The organism is Rhodobacter sp. P2_H5, from assembly GCF_056403335.1.
In genome coordinates this window covers 206,281-224,967 of the sequence record NZ_JBFUFS010000002.1, presented here as the reverse complement: position 1 = coordinate 224,967, position 18,687 = coordinate 206,281, and the positions used below count along the sequence as shown (strand labels likewise).

Genomic DNA, 18,687 nt, shown 5'->3' with positions numbered 1-18,687 from the left:
GTTGCGGTCGGGGCTGCGACAGCGGGAAAGGCGGGCAGATGCACAGCAACCAGCACGAAGTGACCGCCGCCACGGCGCGCGCCCTTCTGGCCGCCCAGATGCCCGAACTGGCGCAGGCCCCACTCAGACGGGCGGGGCAAAGCGGAACGGACAATGTCCTGTTCCGGATGGGCAGCGATTTTGTCGCCCGCTTTCCCCGCCTGCCCCATGCCGAGGCGCAGATCTCCACCCAGGCGCAATGGCTGCCCCGCCTGTCGTCGAACCTGCCGCTCAGCGTGCCCCTGACCCTGCGCTTTGGCCTGCCGGGCGAGGGCTATCCCTTCCGCTGGACCGTGCTGCCCTGGCTGCCGGGCCATGCAGCCTTTGCCGGGCCGCTGGATCAGGAGGCGGCGGCGCGGACGCTGGCCGGTTTTCTGGAAGCGCTGCAGGCCCAGCCCGCGCCGGAAGGGGCGCCGCATCGGGGCGATGCTGACCGGCTGGACCTGCGGCTGGCCGGCCTTGGCCATTTCATCGGACAGTTCCAGGGCGAGGCCGATCCTCTGGTGCTGGTCAAGGCGACCAAGATCATGCGCCGCCTGCCCGTCTACGAAGGGCCGAAAGTCTGGGTCCATGGCGACATGCACGCGCTGAACCTGCTGGCGCTGCGTCGGCAGCTGACCGGGGTGATCGACTGGGGCAACCTTGGCCTCGGCGATCCGGCGATGGACCTGATGATCGCCTGGACCCTGTTCGACGCCCCGGCGCGGGCGGTGTTCCGCGCCGCCCTCGCCCCCACGCCCGAGGCCTGGGCCCGCGGCCGCGCGCTGGCCTTCGCCAAGGCGGTGGCGGCGATCCCCTATTACCGCCGCTCCAACCCCGGCTTTCGCGACGTGATGCTGCGCACCTTGGCCCGGGTGCTGGACGACCTGCCCTCCGGCTGATCGCCCCCCCCCTGAAATTGCCCCCGATGTGATTGCCCCCATATGATTGCAAGGCGCGCCTCATCCGTCTATAGCCGCCCAAACCCTTCTGCCGCAGGAGCGCGCCATGTCCTACGCAAGCCTTGAATCCGCCATCGAAGCCGCCTGGGAAGCCCGCGACGGCATCTCGACCGCCACCAAGGGCGAGACCCGCGACGCCATCGAGGCGACGCTGGAGGCTCTGGACAAGGGCACCCTGCGCGTGGCCGAAAAGCGCGGAAACGACTGGCACGTCAACCAATGGGCCAAGAAGGCGGTGCTTCTGTCCTTCCGGCTGAACGACATGGGCGTCATCGGCGGCGGCAACGGCCAGTCGACCTGGTGGGACAAGGTGCCCTCGAAGTTCGAGGGCTGGGGCGAGAACCAGTGGCGCGCCGCGGGCTTCCGCGCCGTGCCCGGCTCGATCGTGCGGCGTTCGGCCTATATCGCCAAAAACGTGGTGCTGATGCCGTCCTTCGTGAACATCGGCGCCTTCGTCGATGAAGGCTCCATGGTCGATGGCTGGGCCACGGTCGGCTCTTGCGCGCAGATCGGCAAGAACGTCCACCTCTCGGGCGGCGTTGGCATCGGTGGCGTGCTGGAACCGATGCAGGCCGGCCCCACGATCATCGAGGACAATTGCTTCATCGGTGCGCGGTCAGAAGTGGTCGAAGGCTGCATAATCCGCGAAGGCTCGGTCCTGGGCATGGGGGTTTTCATCGGCCAGTCCACGAAGATCGTCGACCGTGAAACCGGCGCCGTGATGTACGGCGAGGTGCCCGCAGGCTCGGTCGTGGTGGCAGGCTCGATGCCGTCGAAGAACGGGATCAACCTCTACTGCGCCGTGATCGTGAAGCGCGTCGATGCGCAGACCCGCTCGAAAACCTCGATCAACGAGCTGTTGCGCGACTGAGCGCCAGCACATAATCCGCGCGGCTTGCGTCCCTTGCCGCGACACGGGCAGGAGCCTGCTATGACCGACATCATCGATCCCGAAGACGGCGAAGCCAAGCCGAAACGCAAGCAGCAGGTCTTCACCCTTCTGGTCGAGGTCGGTCGCAAGACCGGCGACGGGCTGCCCGCCAAGGCAACCGGCGCCGGGCTGGTCATCTATGCCTCCGGCGTGGACGAGGCCGAAGCGGTGCGCGAGACTGTGGCGATCCTGAAACAGGCCGACCTCGCGCCGCTGGACGTGTCCGGCTACGGCACGCTGGACGAACGCAAGGCCAATGGCGACGAGATCGCCGAGGACGAGCTGGAGCTGATGGAGCGCGCGCTGAAGGAAAACTCGGTCATCGTGGCCCAGATGACGCCCTTCTACGACTAGGCCTCGCCCCCAGGGTCACAGCTCGACGGTCGCAACATCAGGTCTGAGCAGACTTGGCCTGCTCCAGCAGACCCGCGATGTAGGCCCCGTTCGGACGATCAGCAAGTGCCAACGTAAGCGCGCGCCGGGCCTCCGCCGGATCCCCGGCGTCCAACAGCAGCCGGCCGATATCGCGCAAGAGATCCGCCTTTTGATCGGTTCCGAAATTGCGCTGGCGATTAAACACCTGCAGAAAGTTCCGCCCCGTATTGGTCAATTTCTGCACATCGCGTTGAACAGAGATGAGTTGTACGATGATGAGTTCCTCGTCCGTCAGGGTGCAAACTTGTGGATCGAAATCATTCGAGTGCTGCGGCTCTGCCGTCGCTGTCCCCGTCGTTCCCAGGATGAGGCCTTCAATTTCCGCGACACCCATATTATCTCTGCTGTTATTGGCGTGGCTCAACGGGATGACCTGGTCCGGAGTTTCCGACGGACTGCAGACTCGGATGTCGAGGCTGGTCGCCGTGAACGGAATTGGGTTAGTGGCCAGACCGTGCTGAAATGGAAGTTTCTGGTTCTCAGCAACGCCTGAGAAACGGAAATCGAAATACTTGCGCTCGGTTCTGTCAATGAGGATTTCCACGATGGCCGAGCAGGCCGGAATGTTCATCGCAAATCCGATCACTTCTCTCGGCGCCGGAAAGACGACGCTGAAACCATGATCTTCGTCGATCCGCGCATAGCACCTTTCAAACAAGGAACTGCGGCGGTGCACAGGCTGCGGGCTCGTCGATGCCGCGGAGAAGTATTCGTAGCCAAAGTCACGGGCCGCGGCGCGGGCCTTGGGCACTTGGGGTTCCGACAGGCGTTTCCGGATTGCGCTGTTCAACCGACCGGCGATCATGCCCGAAACGGCAGGGACGACGTGCCCTTCATCAAGAAACAGTCCTTTTGTCTCGCATCCAAGCGCATTCCTGACGGCATTCAGAATAGGGTATCCGTCAACGAGAATGGCATCATGCTTTTCCGCAAGGGAATAGACAATTGCCCTGACCGGCTCGAAATCTTCCGGATCGACATCGGTCGGCATGACAAGCAGCACCGGAACGACACCGAGATCGAGAAGATACTTTATGGCATCCTCCAGATATCTTGACACCTGCGACCTGGAAATTTTTCCTGACCGTATAGCCCAAGTATCATTTACGCTTGTGTCGATGATCACGATGTCGCAACCGGTGAAGTCGTTCTGACACAGCATGTAAGGCAGCAGGATGTTCGGCGTTCCGCCAATGGAAAGGTTTTTGATGGAATCGAACTTCGCTATTCTGGAGAGGAAGGGAACATACCCGACCTTCATGAGGCTGTTCGACGTACCGACAATAGTGCAATGCATCATAAACGACTTTCTTCAAGTTCCGTTTCGTTCACCCAGCCTGGTCTCCGGAACGGACCGGCGCATGGCGAAAAATCATTTGATTCCAAACAACAGCCATGGGTTTGTAGAAACATCTGACACATATAGATGAAATCTTTCAAGGCGCTTCTTGGAGCTCAATCGCTCACCTCCGATCAAAAGCAGTGCCCATCGGCCGGCGATAGATCTCGGCACAAAGTCGCCGTTGGCCCGGGAACCGTGCGACAGCGCGGCCCGGATGGCGCCCTCCCACCTCCCCTTCCACATCTTTTGATATCAAGGAATTGAACGTTCCACGGATGTCCCTGCTGCCCGGGATGCCGCAGGACGCGCCCTGCGCTTGTCACGCCATCCGGGTTGCGGCAGCGGCGCCGGGGGGGTAGGTCTTGGGCCTGCCCAAGGAGCCTGCCATGCAAGATCTTGCTGCCGAAACCGACGCCGTTGCCCTGACCGCCGCGCTGATCCGCTGCCCCTCGGTCACGCCCGAGGAGGGCGGCACGATGGCCGTGCTGACCGACCTTCTGACCAGCGCCGGTTTTGAATGCCACCGGGTCGATCGTGGCGGCGTTGCCAACCTTTTCGCGCGCTGGGGGCACAAGGGCGCCAACCGGAGTTTCGGCTTCAACGGCCATGTCGATGTGGTCCCGATCGGTGACCGTGCGGCCTGGACGCAGGACCCTTTCGGGGCCGCACAGGTTGATGGCTGGATGTATGGGCGCGGGGCGACGGACATGAAATCCGGCGTGGCGGCCTTTGCGGCGGCGGCGGTGGATTTCGTCCGCCAGACCCCGCCCGACGGCGCCGTGATCCTGACCATCACCGGCGACGAGGAGGGCCCCTCGGTCGATGGCACGGTGGCCTTGCTGGGTTGGATGGGCAAGCAGGGCGAGAAGATGTCGCATTGCCTCGTGGGGGAGCCGACCTGCCCCAACACCTTGGGCGACATGATGAAAATCGGCCGGCGCGGTTCGCTGACTGCCTGGTTCACGGCGCAGGGCGTGCAGGGCCATTCGGCCTATCCGCACCGCGCCAAGAACCCGATGAGCGCGCTGGTCCGCCTGATGACCCGGCTGGAAGCCGAACCGCTGGACCGCGGCACCGCGCATTTCGATGCCTCGACCCTGGCGATCACCACCATCGACTGCGGCAATCCGGCGACCAATGTGATCCCGGCCAAGGGTTCCGCCACCGTCAACATCCGCTTCAACGATGCGCATACAGGCGCCAGCATCACCGAATGGCTGCAGACCCAGGCCAAGGCGGTCGAGGCCGAAACCGGGGTTGTGATCGGGGTGCGCGTCTCGATCTCGGGCGAAAGCTTCCTGACCGCGCCGGGGCCTTTTACGGCGCTTGTGGCGGGGGCGGTGACGGCAGAGACCGGGCTTGTGCCCGAGCCTTCGACCTCGGGCGGCACCTCGGATGCGCGTTTCGTCAAGGATCACTGCCCGGTGGTGGAGTTTGGCTTGGTCGGCAAGACCATGCATCAGGTGGATGAACGGGTCGAGGTCGCCCAGATCGTCAAGCTCAAGGCGATCTACACCCGCATCCTGCGCGATTATTTCGCATGACGGTCGAGATCGTGGAGACCACCGATATCGCCCTCTGCCGGGCTTTGCGGCGGCGGGTCTTCATCGAAGAGCAAGGCGTCAGCGAGGCGGATGAGCTGGATGATCAGGACGGCGCGGCGATCCATCTTCTGGCACTTGCGGAAGGGCAGGCAATCGGGTCGGCGCGTCTGCTGATGTCGGGCGAGATGGGCAAGATCGGGCGGGTTTGCGTGCTGCCCGCCGCTCGGGGACGCGGCATCGGCGCGGCGCTGATCCGTGCGTCCATCGCCCGCTTTCGCGAGATCCCGGGCCTGCGCCGCGTCAAACTCGGCGCGCAGACCCATGCCTTGGGCTTTTACGCGGCTTTGGGCTTTGAACCTGTGGGCGATGTCTATGACGACGCCGGCATTCCGCATCGCGACATGATCCTCGCGATCTGAAGCGCGGCGCGGACCCGCAGCATTCCCTGTGCGCCGGTCAGGCCGACAGGGCAAAACCGTGGTCTGCACCAAAATCATCCGCCTCTTCTGCGGCATAGCCGGGCTGGGCCAGCCGCCCCGCCGCGCGGCCCCCTGGAGCGGCGGCCTTCGGTCCTGTGCCGGGCAAAATGCTGAACTGACCGACCAGAGTGCTCATCCCCACGGCCTCCTGGCTCAGCGCCTGGGTGGCGGCGCCGGATTGTTCGACCATGGCGGCATTGTGCTGGGTGACCTGATCGAGTTGGGCCACACCAATGTTGATCTCGTTCAACCCATGCGCCTGTTGCAACGATCCGCTGGCCATGTTGGACACCAGCTTCGAGATCTGCGCCACCTGGCTGACCACAACGGCCAGCGCCTTGCCGGCGCCATCCACCTGCTGGACCCCCGATTGCACATGCTGGGAACTGGCGCTGATCAGGGACTTGATCTCCTTCGCCGCCAGCGAGGAGCGCTGCGCCAGTGCCCGCACTTCTGAGGCGACCACGGCGAAACCGCGTCCGGCATCGCCAGCCCGAGCGGCCTCCACCCCGGCGTTCAGCGCCAGAAGGTTGGTCTGGAAAGCGATGTCGTCGATCACCCCGATGATCTGGCTGATCTGGGCCGAGGAGGATTCGATCTCGTTCATCGCCGAGACCGCGCCTTCGACCACCTTGCCGCTTTGCTCGACATCATGGCGCGCCTTGACCACCACGGCCTCGACCTCCTTGGCGCTGGCGGCGGCGGAATTGACGTTGGCGGTCATCTGCTCCAACGCGGCAGCGGTCTCTTCCAGGGTGGCGGCCTGGGTTTCGGTGCGGGCGGCAAGGTCTTCGGAAGCGCGGCTGATCTCGCTCGAACGGGCGCGGATGCTCTCGCTGGCGGAGACGACCTGGGCGATCAGACCGCTCAGACGTTGCACCGTATCGTTGAAGTCCTGACGCAGGGGTTCGTAATTGGCGGCAAAAACCTCTTCGATCTGCTGGCTGAGATTGCCCGCCGAAAGGTTGCGCAGGCCAGCACTGACCAATTTGATCACCCGGTCGCTTTGCTGGCGCAGTGCCACCTGTTCATCCAGGGCCAGTTTGATCCGGTCGGACACAAGGTCAATATCGCGGGCGATCGCGCCGATGTCGTCATTACGGGTGATCTTGCCGATGCGGACGTCGAAATCACCCTGTGCCACCTCGCGCAGCGCGCCGCGCAGCCGCTCAATTGGCCTGGAGATGCTGTTGGTCACCTTGCGCGCGTTGAGAATCACGGTGATGACCGTCGCAGCCGACACCGCGATCAGCGCGATGATCAGCCACCGATCCGTCCGCTGCGCCCCGCGCGAGGTTGCTTCGCCAAGGCCCTCGATCGCGGCACCAAGCTTGGCCATCCGCGTTTCCAGCGCTTCGAATTTCACCATGAAATTCGACAGGCCAGCAAGGCCCGCCGCCTGATCGCGCAGCGCCAGGGTGCTGAGGGCCGCAGCCGTGGTCACATAATCCTCGACCACGGGGCCAGCGGCCTTGACTTGGGCCCGCAAATCCTCCGGCAAAGGCAATTCCGCAAGCTTGCCGATCGCGCTGCGGATGGCCGCGATATCCTCACCCGTCTTTTGCACAAGGCCGGCGCGGTCTTCGGGCAGGGCGGTGGGGCCGAGCAGGAGGGCATGAAGCACATCGGCCTCGATCCCCTCGTGCATCATGTCGGCAGACATCTGCAGATGGATCGCGGAGGTGGCGAGAATCTCTTTTTCCAGACCCTGCCCGGCGTCGATCATCCCCCAGAGGCCGACGCAGGCCGTAAGTATGACGGCGACGATCGAGATCACGCCTGAAACGACAAGATGCAGTTTAATCGGCAGGGTTCGAAACATGGTCTGTCCTGAAAGATCGAAGGCGAGACCACCTTAACCTCCCAAGTCTTAAGATTTCGCCACCCGCGCCAGCTGAATGCCCTGCTGGACTTAGCGCATCAGGGCCTGCACGGCGGCCTCGCCCAGTCCCTTGGCCAGGTAGTGGCGCCGGGTCAGTTCCAGCTTGGTGAAAACGTCCTCATAGCCCTCGGCCACTCCGTCGGGGGAGACATAGACATAACCGCCGGTGACGTGAAAAAGAGTAATCATTTCGGTGACATCCTCGGGGACCACCAGAGTATGCGTTTCGCCCGGGGGTTCGAAGACGAAGGAACCGGGTTCGGCCACCCAGTCATGCTCCAGGTAAAACCAGCGGCCCCGCAGGACGAAAGCCTGCACCGCGCCGTTGTGGCGGTGGCGCGACAGGACGCCCGCACGCCGCACCCTCAGGAGGTTGACGTAATAGCCCGCCGTCACGTTGAACAGAAGCGGGCGGAAGGAGACGTCGGGCGATTGCGGCACCCAGAGGGCCTCGTCGCAATCCAGATCCAGCGCACCGGGGATGATGATATCGGGCTGCATCCCATAGGGCTGCGGCAGGGCATAGGGCACTTTGCGGGGATCTGCGGTCATGGTCGCCTCCAGCGGTCAGATGTCGGTGTAGTCGACGGGGGTCGCGTGCCAACCTGCGGCGCGCTTGGCCCAGAAGAGGTCCTTGAGCCGGGTCGTGATCGGCCCCGGGCGGTCGTTGCCCATGATCCGCCCGTCGATCCGCGAGGCCGGCATGATGCCGCCCGCCGTGGTGCAGGCAAAGATCTCGTCGGCCTGGCGGAACTCTTCGGCCGGGATGTCGCGCACCTCGAGCTTCAGGTCAAGCTCCGCGCAAAGCTCCATCACCGACAGGCGCGTCACGCCCTCCAGCGCGCCGCGCCGCGGGGTCGCCACCACACCATCGGTGATCGAGAAGATGTTGAAGCCCGGGCCTTCGGTGATGTTGCCCTCGGCGTCCAGCAGAACGGCGGTATCGGCCCCGGCATCCAGCGCCTCGAACTGGCCCTCGGTCAGGTCGCCCCAGTGGAAGTTCTTCACGCGGGGGTCGAAGCTTTCGGGCGCGATGCGGCGCACCTTGGGGATGATCACATGCAGGCCACGCTCGTATTGCTCGGGGGTGACGATCGAAACCCAGGGCACGGCAAAGCAGGACAGATAGCTGCGGGCAAAGGCGGAATGGCGCGGGCTGCCGGGCGGTGGGCTGGCGCGCAGGCAATCCATCGCGACATAGGAGGATTTGAGGCCGGAGAGCGCCACGATCCGGTTGAGGATCCGGCGGATGTCGTCGTCGCTTTCCTGCGGCACCATCCGCAGCCGGTTCATCGAGGCGCGAAAGCGGCGGATGTGGTCGTCGAGCCGGAAGAAGTTGCCCTCCCAGACGCCCACAACATCATAGGTCACATCGGACCGGCGATAAGCGAAATGGGTGACGGGAATCCTCGCCTCGGCGATCGGCATATAGGCGCCGTCAAGAAAGGCCGCCCCTTTGCTGAAATCCGGCATCTTCTATCCTTTTGGCCCGGCCGGACGCAGGGTCCGGCCCCCTTTTATGGCGGGCGGACTCGGGGGCTGCAAAGACCGGCGCGCCGGTTCAGGGCAAAAAAGGGAATGGTTTGCCCTGATAAGGGCAGGAACCGGGATCAGAGCGGAGGCGGCGCGCCCTCCCAGGCCTCTTGCAACAGCGTGCGCAGGGGGGCGCGTTCGATGGGGCGCGGGTTCCAATAGGGGTTTTGTGTGGCAATCTCGGCGGCGCGGTCGAGGTCGGGTTCGGTCAGACCAAGGTCGCGCAAGGCCAGGGGCGCGCCCATCTGTTGCGCGAAGTGGTAGAGCGCAAGGCCAGGCGAGGGGCCGTCGAGGATGGCGCTGACCGGGGCCAGAAGCTCGGGCACGGCCACGGCATTGAAGCCGGCGGAATGCGGAAGCATGATGGCATGGGTTTCGGCATGCGGCAGATCGAAGGAGCCGCCCAGCGTGTGGCAGAGCTTGTGGTGCAAGGCCATGCCGACCTGCCCCAGCACGGTGCCGCAAAGCCAGGCGCCGTAGAGGGTCTCGCCCCGGGCCTTCAGATCCTGCGGATCGGCCAGAACGGCGGGCAGGGCGGATTTGAAGGCGCGCAACCCCTCCAGCGCCATCAGGGTCGAGATCGGCGAGCGGTTTTGCGCATAAAGCCCCTCGACCGCATGGGCCATGGCGTTCATCGCGCTCGACACCGTCATGCCGACCGGCAGGCTGCGCACCAGTTCGGCGTCGTAAAGGATGACCTCGGGCTGGATTTTCGGCGAGGAGGTGGTGGTCTTGCGCCCGGCCTCGGTCTGGCCGAGGATCGCGGTGGCCTCGGATCCGGCATAGGTCGTGGGCACCACGATCTGCGGCAGGTCGGTGCGCAGGGAAATGGCCTTGCCAAGACCGATGGTCGAGCCGCCACCGATGGCCACCAGACAATCGGCCCCGAGGTCGCGCGCGATGGCGGTCGCCTCTTCGGAGACATCGACCGGCGCGTGCATCGTGGCCCGGCTGCAGACCCCCACCGATTTCGCACCCAGAAGGGCCGCAAACTCCGCCCCCTTGGCGGCCTGGCCCGGCGTGGTCAGGATCAGCGCGCGCGACAGGCCCAGCGCGTCCAGTTCCTCGGCCAGACGATAGCGCACTCCGGCGCCGAAGCGGACCCGGACAGCGGCGCTGGTGGCGATGAAATCTTCCAGAAATTGCGACATGAACCGGCCTCTTCCGTTTCGGACTTGCCCGCCCGGCACGGGCGGCGATGCGGACCCTGCCGCATCCTCGCCGGTCTTTATGGCGTCAAACCCGCAGGATCGCCAGCCTGCTTGCTGAATTTCCGTGATCGCCCGGGGGTGGGTCCGTTTGCCGGAACGTGCCGGCAAACGGGGTTTTTCAGAGCGCGACGTCGCGGGCCACTTCTTTGGCCTCGTCGATCTGGGCCTTGAGCCTGCGGCCCACGATGATCGGCAGCACGAAGCCGAAGGCCGCGAAAAGCCACAGCCCGATCGACAGCGGCGAGTGGACCAGTGCCAGCCAGTCGCCATCCGAGATGGTCATCGCCCGGCGCAGGTTGGCCTCCATCAGGTTGCCCAGAAGGATGCCCATGATGATCGGGACCAGGGGCACATCCAGCTTGCGCAGGCCCCAGCCGATCACGCCGAACAGCACCATGACCAGAAGGTCGAAGGTCGAACCCGACACGCCATAGATGCCGACGAAGGAAACCATGGCCACCATCGGCATCAGATAGCGGGAGGGGATCAGCAGTACCCGGGCAAAAATGCCGACCAGAGGTAGGTTCAGCGCCAGAAGCATCACGTTGGCGATGAAAAGGGCGGCGATCAGGCCCCAGACGATGTCGGGGTTCTTGGTGAAGAGCAACGGCCCCGGCGTCACGTTCAGCGACAAAAGCACCGCCAGCAGCACCGCCGTCGTCCCCGATCCGGGCACGCCCAGGGCCAGCATCGGCACCAGCGCACCACCGGCCGCCGCATTGTTGCCCGCCTCGGGCGCAGCCACCCCACGCGGGTCACCCTTGCCGAAGGTATTGCCCTTGTTGTTGATCTGCTTTTCCGCCGCATAGGCCATGAAGGAGCCGAGCGAGGCCCCTGCCCCGGGCAGAACGCCGGCGAGGAAGCCGATCACCGTTCCCCGGGCCATCGCGGGGGTGCAATGGCGGATCAAGCTGAAAGATGCGACCGGGCGACCGATGGCGATCGGCGGGCGCGACTTTTGCGCCGCGCGCGCCTTGGCCGAGGTGCCGCCGCTGTGCTCCAGAAAGATCAGAACCTCGGACAAGGCGAAAAGGCCGACGATGGCCACCAGAAAGTTGATGCCGTCGTAAAGATGCACCATGCCGAAGGAGAAGCGCGGCACCCCGGTCTGGCCATCGACCCCGATCATCGCGATGCCAAGGCCAAAGGCCGCAGCCCAGGCCGATTTCGCCTGATTGCTTGAGGAGATGCCGCCCAGTGTCGCAAAAGCCAGCGCGAAGAGGGCAAAATACTCCGCCGGGCCGAAGAGCAGCGCGACCTTGACCAGCTGCGGCGCCAGAAGCATCAGGCCGATGGTGGCAAAGAACGACCCGATGAAGGAGGCGATGCCCGAAATCGCCAGCGCCTCACCCGCCCGGCCCGCCTTGGCCATGGGATAGCCATCCAGCGTGGTCATCACCGCAGGCTCATCGCCCGGGATGTTCAACAGGATGGAGGAGATCCGCCCGCCATACATGCAGCCGTAATAGACCGAGGTCAGCAGGATCAGCGCCGGCGTCGGCCCGAGGCCAAGCGAGAAGGCCAGCGGCATCAGGATCGCCACGCCATTCGACGGGCCAAGCCCCGGCAGGGCGCCAATGATCGTGCCAAGGAAGCAGCCGATCAGCGCCAGGCCGATGTTCTGGAAGGTGATGGCGACTTCAAAGCCGTGCATCAGGTTGTTGATCGTGTCCATCTCTCAGACCCCCCAAGGCCCGGTGGCAAGGCCGAGGCCGAGCACCAGATGAAAAACCACATAGATCCCGCCCGAGGTGGCAAGACCCGCCAGCACGGCGGCCAGCGGTGACGCGCCCAGACGCCAGCTCAGATAGGCCGAGGCGACTGCGGTGGTCACGAGAAAGCCCAGCACCGGCAAGAGGTAGACATAGGCCACCATGACGGCGAGGCCGGCAGCAATCTCGGCCAGCTGGGTCAGCGAGGGCCATTCCGGCGGCGCATCCGGGCGCAGCAGGATTGCAAGGCTCGACAGCGCGAAAAGGCCGCCGATGATATAGGGAAAGGCTTTGGGGCCGACCGGATCGGAGATGAAGCTCAGCTCGATGGTCGAGGCAGCCCAGATATAGAATACGGCAAGCAGCAAGCCCAAGCCGCCGAAAATGCGATCTGACATCGCGCGTCCCTTCTGGTTCGATATTCTGGATGAGGTGAGAGACGGAAGGCGCCAGAAGCGCCTCCCGCCATCCGTCGCAGCCGGGATTACTTGATCAGGCCGATTTCCTTGGAGATCGACTGGATGCTGGCGATCGAGTTCGCGACATAGGCCTGGAACTCCGCCGGGGTCGCCTCGACCGGGGCCAGACCGTTCTGCGCCATCACGGCTTTCCATTCATCCGAGGCATAGACCTTGGCCACGGCATCCTGCCAATAGGCGAAGGCCTCGTCCGACATGCCGCCCGGGGCATAGAAGCCGCGCCAGTTGGCGCCGATGGCGTCAATGCCCTGCTCTTTGGCGGTGGGGAACTGGGCGAAATCGCCCGACAGACGCTCCGGCGAAAGCACGGCGATCACTTTGATATCGCCCGAGTCGACAAAGCCCTTGGCCTCCGACGCGTCACCGGTGAAGGCCTGGACCGAACCGGCCAGCAGCTGGGTCACAGCCTCGCCGCCGCCTTCGAAGGCCACGTATTTGATCGAGCGCAGGTCGTCGATGCCGGCCTTTTCGGCGGCGATCAGCACCTTCAGATGGTCCCAGCCGCCCACGGCAGAACCGCCGGCCACCGACACCGAGGTCGGGTCGGCTTTGATCTTGGCCATCAGCTCCGGCAGGGTGTTGATCGGGCTGTCCTTGGCCACGGCGATGATGCCGTAATCGGCGCCAACGGCCCCAACCCAACGGACCTGATCCATCGTGTTGCCCGGGAAGGCCCCGGTCGCCAGCCGCGTCGCCGTTGCGGTCGATGCGGCCACGATCAGGTTGTTGTCGGCGTTGCGCTTGGCCACGACCTCGGCGAAGGCCACGCCACCGCCGCCGCCGGCGAGGTTGGTGACCTGCATGGTGCCGGGCACCAGCTTCATGTCCTGCATGGTCTTGCCGACCTGACGGCAGGTGAAATCCCAGCCGCCGCCGGCGTTGGCCGGGGCGATGCACTCGGATTGTCCGGGTTCAAAGGCAAAGGCCGGGGCGGCCAGCATGCCTGCGGCAAGGGTCAGAGCCGCCAGCCCGCGGCGCAGCGTCAGATAGGTCATTGTCGTCCTCCCAAGGAATTTGACGTCATGGATGGCGCGGGCCACGGTTCCTCCCCGGCCAGCGCTGACCCTTTCCTATTCCCCGTTCCTGTCACGAAGCTGTCATCACCCCGATCTGTCTGCAGCGGCGCTCGGCCCGACCCGGGCCGGCCCGTTGACCGGGCGCCTCCGTCGTGGCGTTTGCAAGCCCGGGCACAAGGCCTATAGTCGGCCATCTGCACATCTGACTTGGGAGGGTCGGTCGCCATGCGAATGCTTCTGGTGGAGGACACCGAAGACGTGGCCACCGCCGTGGTCGAAAGCTTTGGCCGGCGCGGCGATGCGGTGGATTGCGTGGGCACGGTGGCCGATGCGATGGCGAGCCTTGCGGCGCAGGATTACGACATTGCCATCCTCGACATCCAGCTGCCCGACGGCGAGGGGACCGAGGTGCTGCGCGGCCTCCGCCGTGCCGGGCGGGCGGTGCCGGTTCTGATGCTGACGGCCCGCAGCGAGGTGGAGGTCCGGATTGCCACCCTGGATCTGGGCGCCGACGACTACATGGTCAAACCCTTCGACCTGGGCGAGCTGCATGCCCGGGTCCGCGCCCTCGTCCGCCGCGGCGGACCAGAGCGGAGTTCGGCCATGACCTACGGCGACATCACCTATGATTCCGCCACGCAGGAACTGACCGTCGCCGGCAAGTCGGTCGCCCTGACGCGGCGTGAATACAGCCTGATCGAGATCCTGCTGCTCAACCGCGGGCGGATCGTGGCCAAGGACCATATCTACGCAAGGATGTTCAGCTTCAACGAGGAGGAGGTCGGGCTCAACACGATCGAGACCTATGTCGCCCGCCTGCGCCGCAAGATCGAGGCGTCCTGCGTGACGATCCGCACCCTGCGCGGCCTCGGATATCAGATGGTGACCGATGGCTGACATGGCGCAAGCGGTGCCACGCCGGGCGACCTCGGTCACCTTGCGGCTGACCGTGGCGCTGACCTTGCTTCTGGCGGCGGGCGGGGCGGCGGTGGCGCTGGCGGCCATCGCCTATGGCCATAACGCGGCGCGGCAATCCTATGACCGGCTTCTGATCGGTGCGGCCAACCAGATCGCCGAGGCGCTGACCCTGAAGGATGGTGCGGTCAACATCGACATCCCGGTGGCGGCTTTCGAGTTGCTGGCGCTCGCCCCGCAGGACCGGATCGTCTATGCGGTCTATGGCCCGCATGGCACGCTGATCACCGGCTATGACGGGTTGCGCGGCCCTGCGCCGAACCAGACCTTCAGCGATGGCAGCTTCACCGGCGAGGCGATGCGCTTTGCCGCGGTGGACCGCCGCTTTGCCGAACGCTCGCTGTCCGGGACGGTGCGGGTCGTGGTGGGCCAGACGACCCGGGCGCGCGCCGAACTGACCCGGTCAATCACCCGCTCCGCCCTGATCGCGGTCGCTCTGGTGGGGGTGCTGATGTCGGGCCTTGCAGTCTTTGCCGTCCGCTCGGCCCTTGGCCCGCTGCGGCGGATCGAGCGGGCCTTGGCAGTGCGGGCCCCGGCGGACCTTACGCCGCTGGAACTGGCCGTCCCGCGCGAGATCGACACGCTGGTGGCCACGCTCAATGGCTTCATGGCGCGGATCGACCGTCAGGTCGCTGCAACCCGGCGGATGATCGGCGATGCCTCGCACCAGCTGCGCACGCCGATCGCCGCGATCCGCGCCCAGTCTGAACTTGCCTTGGGCGAGACCGATCCCGCCCGCCAGCAGCTCATCGCCCAGCGCATCAACCGTCGCGCCGTCTCGCTCAGCCGGTTGACCGATCAGTTGCTCAATCAGGCGCTGATCATCCACCGCGCCGATGCGGTGCCGCTCGACCTGATCGACCTGCGCCGGGTCGCGATGCTGGGGGTGGAGGAGATCGACCAGGAGGCCCGCACCCCCGATGCCGCCCTGCGCCTTGATCTGCCCGAGGACGCCGTGATGATCAAAGGCGACCACCTTTCGCTGGTCGAAGCCTGCAAGAACCTCGCCACCAATGCGCTGCACCATGGCGCCCCACCGGTGATGATCCATGTGCGGGCCGAGGGCGCGATGGCCGTGCTGGCGGTACAGGATGCCGGACCCGGCCTGCCGGTGGAGCAATGGCAGGATGCCGCCAGCCGCTTTCGCCGTCGCACCAGCGTGTCGGCCACCAAGGTCGGGCTTGGCCTGTCCATCGTCGATGCGGTGGCCCGCGCCCATCACGGAGAGATGTCCTTTGCCCGGACCGCTTCTGGCAAATTCGAGGCGCGGCTGACGCTGCCGCTGGTCGGGACCGGCCCGGGATGAAGTGGCTCGCCCTTTCCCTTGCGCTGGCCCTGCCCTCCGCCGCACTGGCCGAGGTCACACCCGAGGCGCACCGCAGCTACGGTGCGCAAACCGCGCCGCAGCACCTTCTGGTGCGCGGGACGACCGATCTTGCCCTGTTCGACCCGGTGCTGCAGCTTTTCGCCGCCGACCATCCCGAGGTCTGGATCGACTATGAACAATGGGGATCCAACGACCTTTACAACCGCGCGGTGGCCGCCTGCGCCGGCGAGGGCGAGGCGGCGGATCTGGTGATCAGCTCCTCGGTCGATCAGCAGGTCAAGCTGGTGAACGACGGCTGCGCGCAAAGCCACCGCTCTGCCGCGACGGACGCCCTGCCGCCAGCCTTCAACTGGCGCGACGAGGTGTTTGGCATCACCCGCGAACCCGCCGTCATCGTCTACAACCGCGCCCTTGTGCCGGCGCAGGACGTGCCGCAATCACGCTTCGGGCTGATCGACATGCTGCGCTCGCAGGCCAGCCGCTATGACGGGCGCGTTGCGACCTATGACATCGAGGAATCCGGGCTCGGCTATCTCTTCGCCTTTGCCGATGCGCAACAGGCCACCACCTTCGGCAGCGTGATCGAGGCCTTCTCGCGCGCCCATGCCGTGACGACCTGCTGTTCGGCGGAGATCATCGACGGTGTGGCGAGCGGGAAATACCTGATCGCCTATAACATCCTCGGCTCTTATGCCTTTGCCCGTGCCGAACAGGACCGGAACATCGCCGTCGTGGCGCCCACCGATTACACGCTCGTCCTGTCGCGCGCGGCGCTGATCCCGTCGCGGGCCACGCATCCGGCGGTGGCGGGGGTCCTGATCGACTTCCTCCTGTCGCCCGAGGGGCGCCATGCCTTGGCCCGGGAGCACCTTTATCTGGAAGCCGCCGAGATGCGCGGGGATGGCCTGCTGGACCCGGAGGATGGCGAATCCTACCTGCGGCCCATCCCCCTGTCGCCGGTGCTGCTGGCCGGTCTTGACCAACAGCGCCGGGCGCATTTCATCCAGCTGTGGCGCGGGACCTTCGCCAAGCCTTAGCAGCGCGACGACCGGCGCCTATCGCGCCACGCGTTTCAGGGCCCGGTGGGCAGCAGCGGCGATGCCTTCGGCGCTGAGGCCGAATTCATGGAACAGCCAGTCGACCGAACCGGTCGGAACGAAGCCCGGGAAGCCCACGCGCTCCACCGGCACCGGCTGGTGGGCCGAGGTCAGCTCCGCCACCGCCCCGCCAAGCCCGCCGCGGACCGAGGCTTCCTCGACCGTGACAATCGCCCCGGTTTCGCTGGCGGCGGCCAGGACGGCGGCCTCGTCCAGGGGGTTGATCGTGGCCATGTTCAGGACGCGGGCCGAAATACCCTCGGCCAGAAGCGCATCGGAGGCCGCGGCCGCCAGATGCACCGTGGTGCCGCAGGCGATGAGCGTGACGTCCTGGCCTTGACGGACCACCTCGGCCTGGCCCATGCGGAAGGTGCGGTTGGGCAGGGCCAGATCGGGCACCGGCATCCGCGACAGGCGGATATAGACCGGACCGTCATGGCTGGCGGCAAACTTGATCGACTCGGCGGTCTCCCAGGGGTCGGCGGGGGCGATGACGATCAGCTTGGGAAAAACCCGGAGCCAGGCGAAATCCTCGATCGAATGGTGGGTCGGCCCAAGCTCGCCGTAAGCCACGCCCGAGGATTGGCCGACCAGCTTCACGTTGAAGCCGGTATAGACGATATCGGCCTTGACCTGTTCCAGCGCACGCCCGGTCAGAAAGCAGGACGCCGCCGAGACGAAGGGGATGCGCCCGCCATTGGCGAGGCCAGCGCCGACGCCGACCATGCATTGCTCGGCAATGCCGACATTGATCAGCCGCTTGGGGAATTTCTTCTGGAAACCGCCCAGTTTCGACGATCCGACCGAGTCGTTGACCACCGCCACGATGCGCTCGTCCTCGGCGGCCAGGGCCTCCAACGTCGAGACCCAGGCCTCGCGGCAATCATACAGGCCTTCGGTTTGGGGTGCGGGGGCCGCCATCAGACAAGTTCCTTCATCGCAAGGGCAAATTGTTCGGCATTGGGCACGCCATGGTGCCAGCTCGCCTTGTTTTCCATGAAAGAGACGCCCTTGCCCTTGACGGTATTGGCGATCACCGCGCGCGGCCTGTCGCCAGGTGCCGCGCCCAGCACCTTCAGAAGGGCGGCATGGTCATGGCCATCGACCATCACGACATCCCAGCCGAAAGCCTCGAACTTCTTGTCGAGCGGGTCGAGGCCGTTGGTCTCCTCCGTCCCGGCGCCCTGCTGCAAGCGGTTGCGGTCAACGATCCAGGTCAGGTTGCGCAGGCCCCGGTTGCCGGCGGTCATCGCGGCTTCCCAGTTCGAGCCTTCCTGCATCTCGCCATCGCCGGTGATCACGAAGGTGCGGTAGGTCGCCTCGGTGATCTGCCCCGAAATCGCGATGCCCGTCGCGACCGGCAGGCCGTGGCCGAGCGGGCCGGTGTTGGTTTCCACCCCCGGCAGATAGTTGCGGTTCGGGTGGCCGTTCAGCAGGGACCGCGGCTGCATGTAGGTGTCGAGCCAGTCTTCCGGGAAATACCCCGCCGCGCACAGCACGGTGTAAAGCGCCCCCGTCGCATGGCCCTTGGACATGATGAAACGGTCGCGCTCGGCCCAGTTCGGCTGGGTCGGGTCAAAGTTCAGTACGCCGAAATACAGCGTCGCCATTACGTCGATGGCAGAGAAGTCGCCGCCCGGATGACCGAGCTGCGCGTCATAGACCATCTTGAAGGCGCGCCGGCGCATCCAGAGCGCCTTTTCCTTGATCCGGGCGACGGGGTCGTTCTGCAGGGTCATCTCGG

General features: G+C 65.4%; 18 protein-coding genes. 8 read left to right on the top strand and 10 right to left on the bottom strand.

Features of this window, described 5'->3' with window-relative positions; genetic code table 11:
- Positions 1 to 38: 38 nt before the first annotated feature.
- The 3 genes from AC1DVR_RS03245 to AC1DVR_RS03235 all read left to right on the top strand — a co-directional run bounded on the left by AC1DVR_RS03245 (position 39) and on the right by AC1DVR_RS03235 (position 2,265).
- Positions 39 to 920, top strand: coding sequence for an aminoglycoside phosphotransferase family protein (locus tag AC1DVR_RS03245; protein WP_477999086.1), 882 nt, complete (start codon positions 39 to 41; stop codon positions 918 to 920).
- 106 nt (positions 921 to 1,026) lie between these two features.
- Entirely contained in the window at positions 1,027 to 1,851 is an 825-nt protein-coding gene (gene dapD, locus AC1DVR_RS03240; RefSeq protein WP_477999085.1) for a 2,3,4,5-tetrahydropyridine-2,6-dicarboxylate N-succinyltransferase, read from the top strand.
- A 60-nt stretch (positions 1,852 to 1,911) separates the two neighbouring features.
- Positions 1,912 to 2,265, top strand: a complete 354-nt coding sequence (locus AC1DVR_RS03235; RefSeq protein WP_477999084.1) for a hypothetical protein — start codon at positions 1,912 to 1,914, stop codon at positions 2,263 to 2,265.
- Between the two features lie 37 nt (positions 2,266 to 2,302).
- On the opposite strand, the gene AC1DVR_RS03230 is transcribed toward AC1DVR_RS03235, so the two are convergent.
- Positions 2,303 to 3,607, bottom strand: a complete 1,305-nt coding sequence (locus AC1DVR_RS03230) for a hypothetical protein (RefSeq protein WP_477999083.1) — start codon at positions 3,605 to 3,607, stop codon at positions 2,303 to 2,305.
- A 467-nt stretch (positions 3,608 to 4,074) separates the two neighbouring features.
- On the opposite strand from AC1DVR_RS03230, the gene dapE reads away from it, so the two are divergent.
- Entirely contained in the window at positions 4,075 to 5,232 is a 1,158-nt protein-coding gene (gene dapE, locus AC1DVR_RS03225; protein WP_477999082.1) for a succinyl-diaminopimelate desuccinylase, read from the top strand.
- Complete coding sequence (locus AC1DVR_RS03220; RefSeq protein WP_477999081.1) at positions 5,229 to 5,651, top strand: GNAT family N-acetyltransferase; 423 nt, start codon at positions 5,229 to 5,231, stop codon at positions 5,649 to 5,651. The genes dapE and AC1DVR_RS03220 overlap by 4 nt, the downstream gene beginning before the upstream one ends.
- A gap of 37 nt (positions 5,652 to 5,688) precedes the next feature.
- On the opposite strand, the gene AC1DVR_RS03215 is transcribed toward AC1DVR_RS03220, so the two are convergent.
- The 7 genes from AC1DVR_RS03215 to AC1DVR_RS03185 form a co-directional block, all read right to left on the bottom strand.
- Positions 5,689 to 7,533, bottom strand: a complete 1,845-nt coding sequence (locus AC1DVR_RS03215; RefSeq protein WP_477999080.1) for a methyl-accepting chemotaxis protein — start codon at positions 7,531 to 7,533, stop codon at positions 5,689 to 5,691.
- Positions 7,534 to 7,623: 90 nt separating this feature from the next.
- Entirely contained in the window at positions 7,624 to 8,145 is a 522-nt protein-coding gene (locus AC1DVR_RS03210) for a 2,4'-dihydroxyacetophenone dioxygenase family protein (RefSeq protein ID WP_477999079.1), read from the bottom strand.
- 15 nt (positions 8,146 to 8,160) lie between these two features.
- Positions 8,161 to 9,066, bottom strand: a complete 906-nt coding sequence (locus AC1DVR_RS03205; RefSeq protein WP_477999078.1) for an aminotransferase class IV — start codon at positions 9,064 to 9,066, stop codon at positions 8,161 to 8,163.
- A 137-nt stretch (positions 9,067 to 9,203) separates the two neighbouring features.
- Entirely contained in the window at positions 9,204 to 10,277 is a 1,074-nt protein-coding gene (locus tag AC1DVR_RS03200) for a maleylacetate reductase (RefSeq protein WP_477999077.1), read from the bottom strand.
- A 178-nt stretch (positions 10,278 to 10,455) separates the two neighbouring features.
- On the bottom strand, positions 10,456 to 12,012 hold the full coding sequence (locus tag AC1DVR_RS03195; RefSeq protein ID WP_477999076.1) for a tripartite tricarboxylate transporter permease: 1,557 nt from the start codon (positions 12,010 to 12,012) through the stop codon (positions 10,456 to 10,458).
- Between the two features lie 3 nt (positions 12,013 to 12,015).
- On the bottom strand, positions 12,016 to 12,447 hold the full coding sequence (locus AC1DVR_RS03190) for a tripartite tricarboxylate transporter TctB family protein (protein WP_477999075.1): 432 nt from the start codon (positions 12,445 to 12,447) through the stop codon (positions 12,016 to 12,018).
- Between the two features lie 86 nt (positions 12,448 to 12,533).
- Complete coding sequence (locus tag AC1DVR_RS03185; RefSeq protein WP_477999074.1) at positions 12,534 to 13,523, bottom strand: Bug family tripartite tricarboxylate transporter substrate binding protein; 990 nt, start codon at positions 13,521 to 13,523, stop codon at positions 12,534 to 12,536.
- A gap of 246 nt (positions 13,524 to 13,769) precedes the next feature.
- Between AC1DVR_RS03185 and AC1DVR_RS03180 the strand changes: the two genes are divergently transcribed.
- The 3 genes from AC1DVR_RS03180 to AC1DVR_RS03170 are packed head-to-tail and all read left to right on the top strand — an operon-like array spanning position 13,770 to position 16,883.
- The gene (locus tag AC1DVR_RS03180; RefSeq protein WP_477999073.1) at positions 13,770 to 14,441 is read left to right on the top strand and encodes a response regulator; all 672 of its coding nucleotides are present in this window, start codon (positions 13,770 to 13,772) and stop codon (positions 14,439 to 14,441) included.
- Entirely contained in the window at positions 14,434 to 15,825 is a 1,392-nt protein-coding gene (locus AC1DVR_RS03175) for a sensor histidine kinase N-terminal domain-containing protein (protein WP_477999072.1), read from the top strand. Before AC1DVR_RS03180 ends, AC1DVR_RS03175 begins: the two co-directional genes overlap by 8 nt.
- Positions 15,822 to 16,883, top strand: a complete 1,062-nt coding sequence (locus AC1DVR_RS03170) for an ABC transporter substrate-binding protein (RefSeq protein ID WP_477999071.1) — start codon at positions 15,822 to 15,824, stop codon at positions 16,881 to 16,883. Before AC1DVR_RS03175 ends, AC1DVR_RS03170 begins: the two co-directional genes overlap by 4 nt.
- A gap of 18 nt (positions 16,884 to 16,901) precedes the next feature.
- Here the strand turns inward: AC1DVR_RS03170 and AC1DVR_RS03165 are convergent, their stop codons facing one another.
- Positions 16,902 to 17,864, bottom strand: a complete 963-nt coding sequence (locus AC1DVR_RS03165) for a transketolase family protein (protein WP_477999070.1) — start codon at positions 17,862 to 17,864, stop codon at positions 16,902 to 16,904.
- Positions 17,864 to 18,682 carry a transketolase gene (locus AC1DVR_RS03160; protein WP_477999069.1) on the bottom strand — a complete coding sequence of 273 codons (819 nt, stop codon included), beginning with the start codon at positions 18,680 to 18,682 and terminating at the stop codon, positions 17,864 to 17,866. Before AC1DVR_RS03160 ends, AC1DVR_RS03165 begins: the two co-directional genes overlap by 1 nt.
- Positions 18,683 to 18,687: the final 5 nt, after the last annotated feature.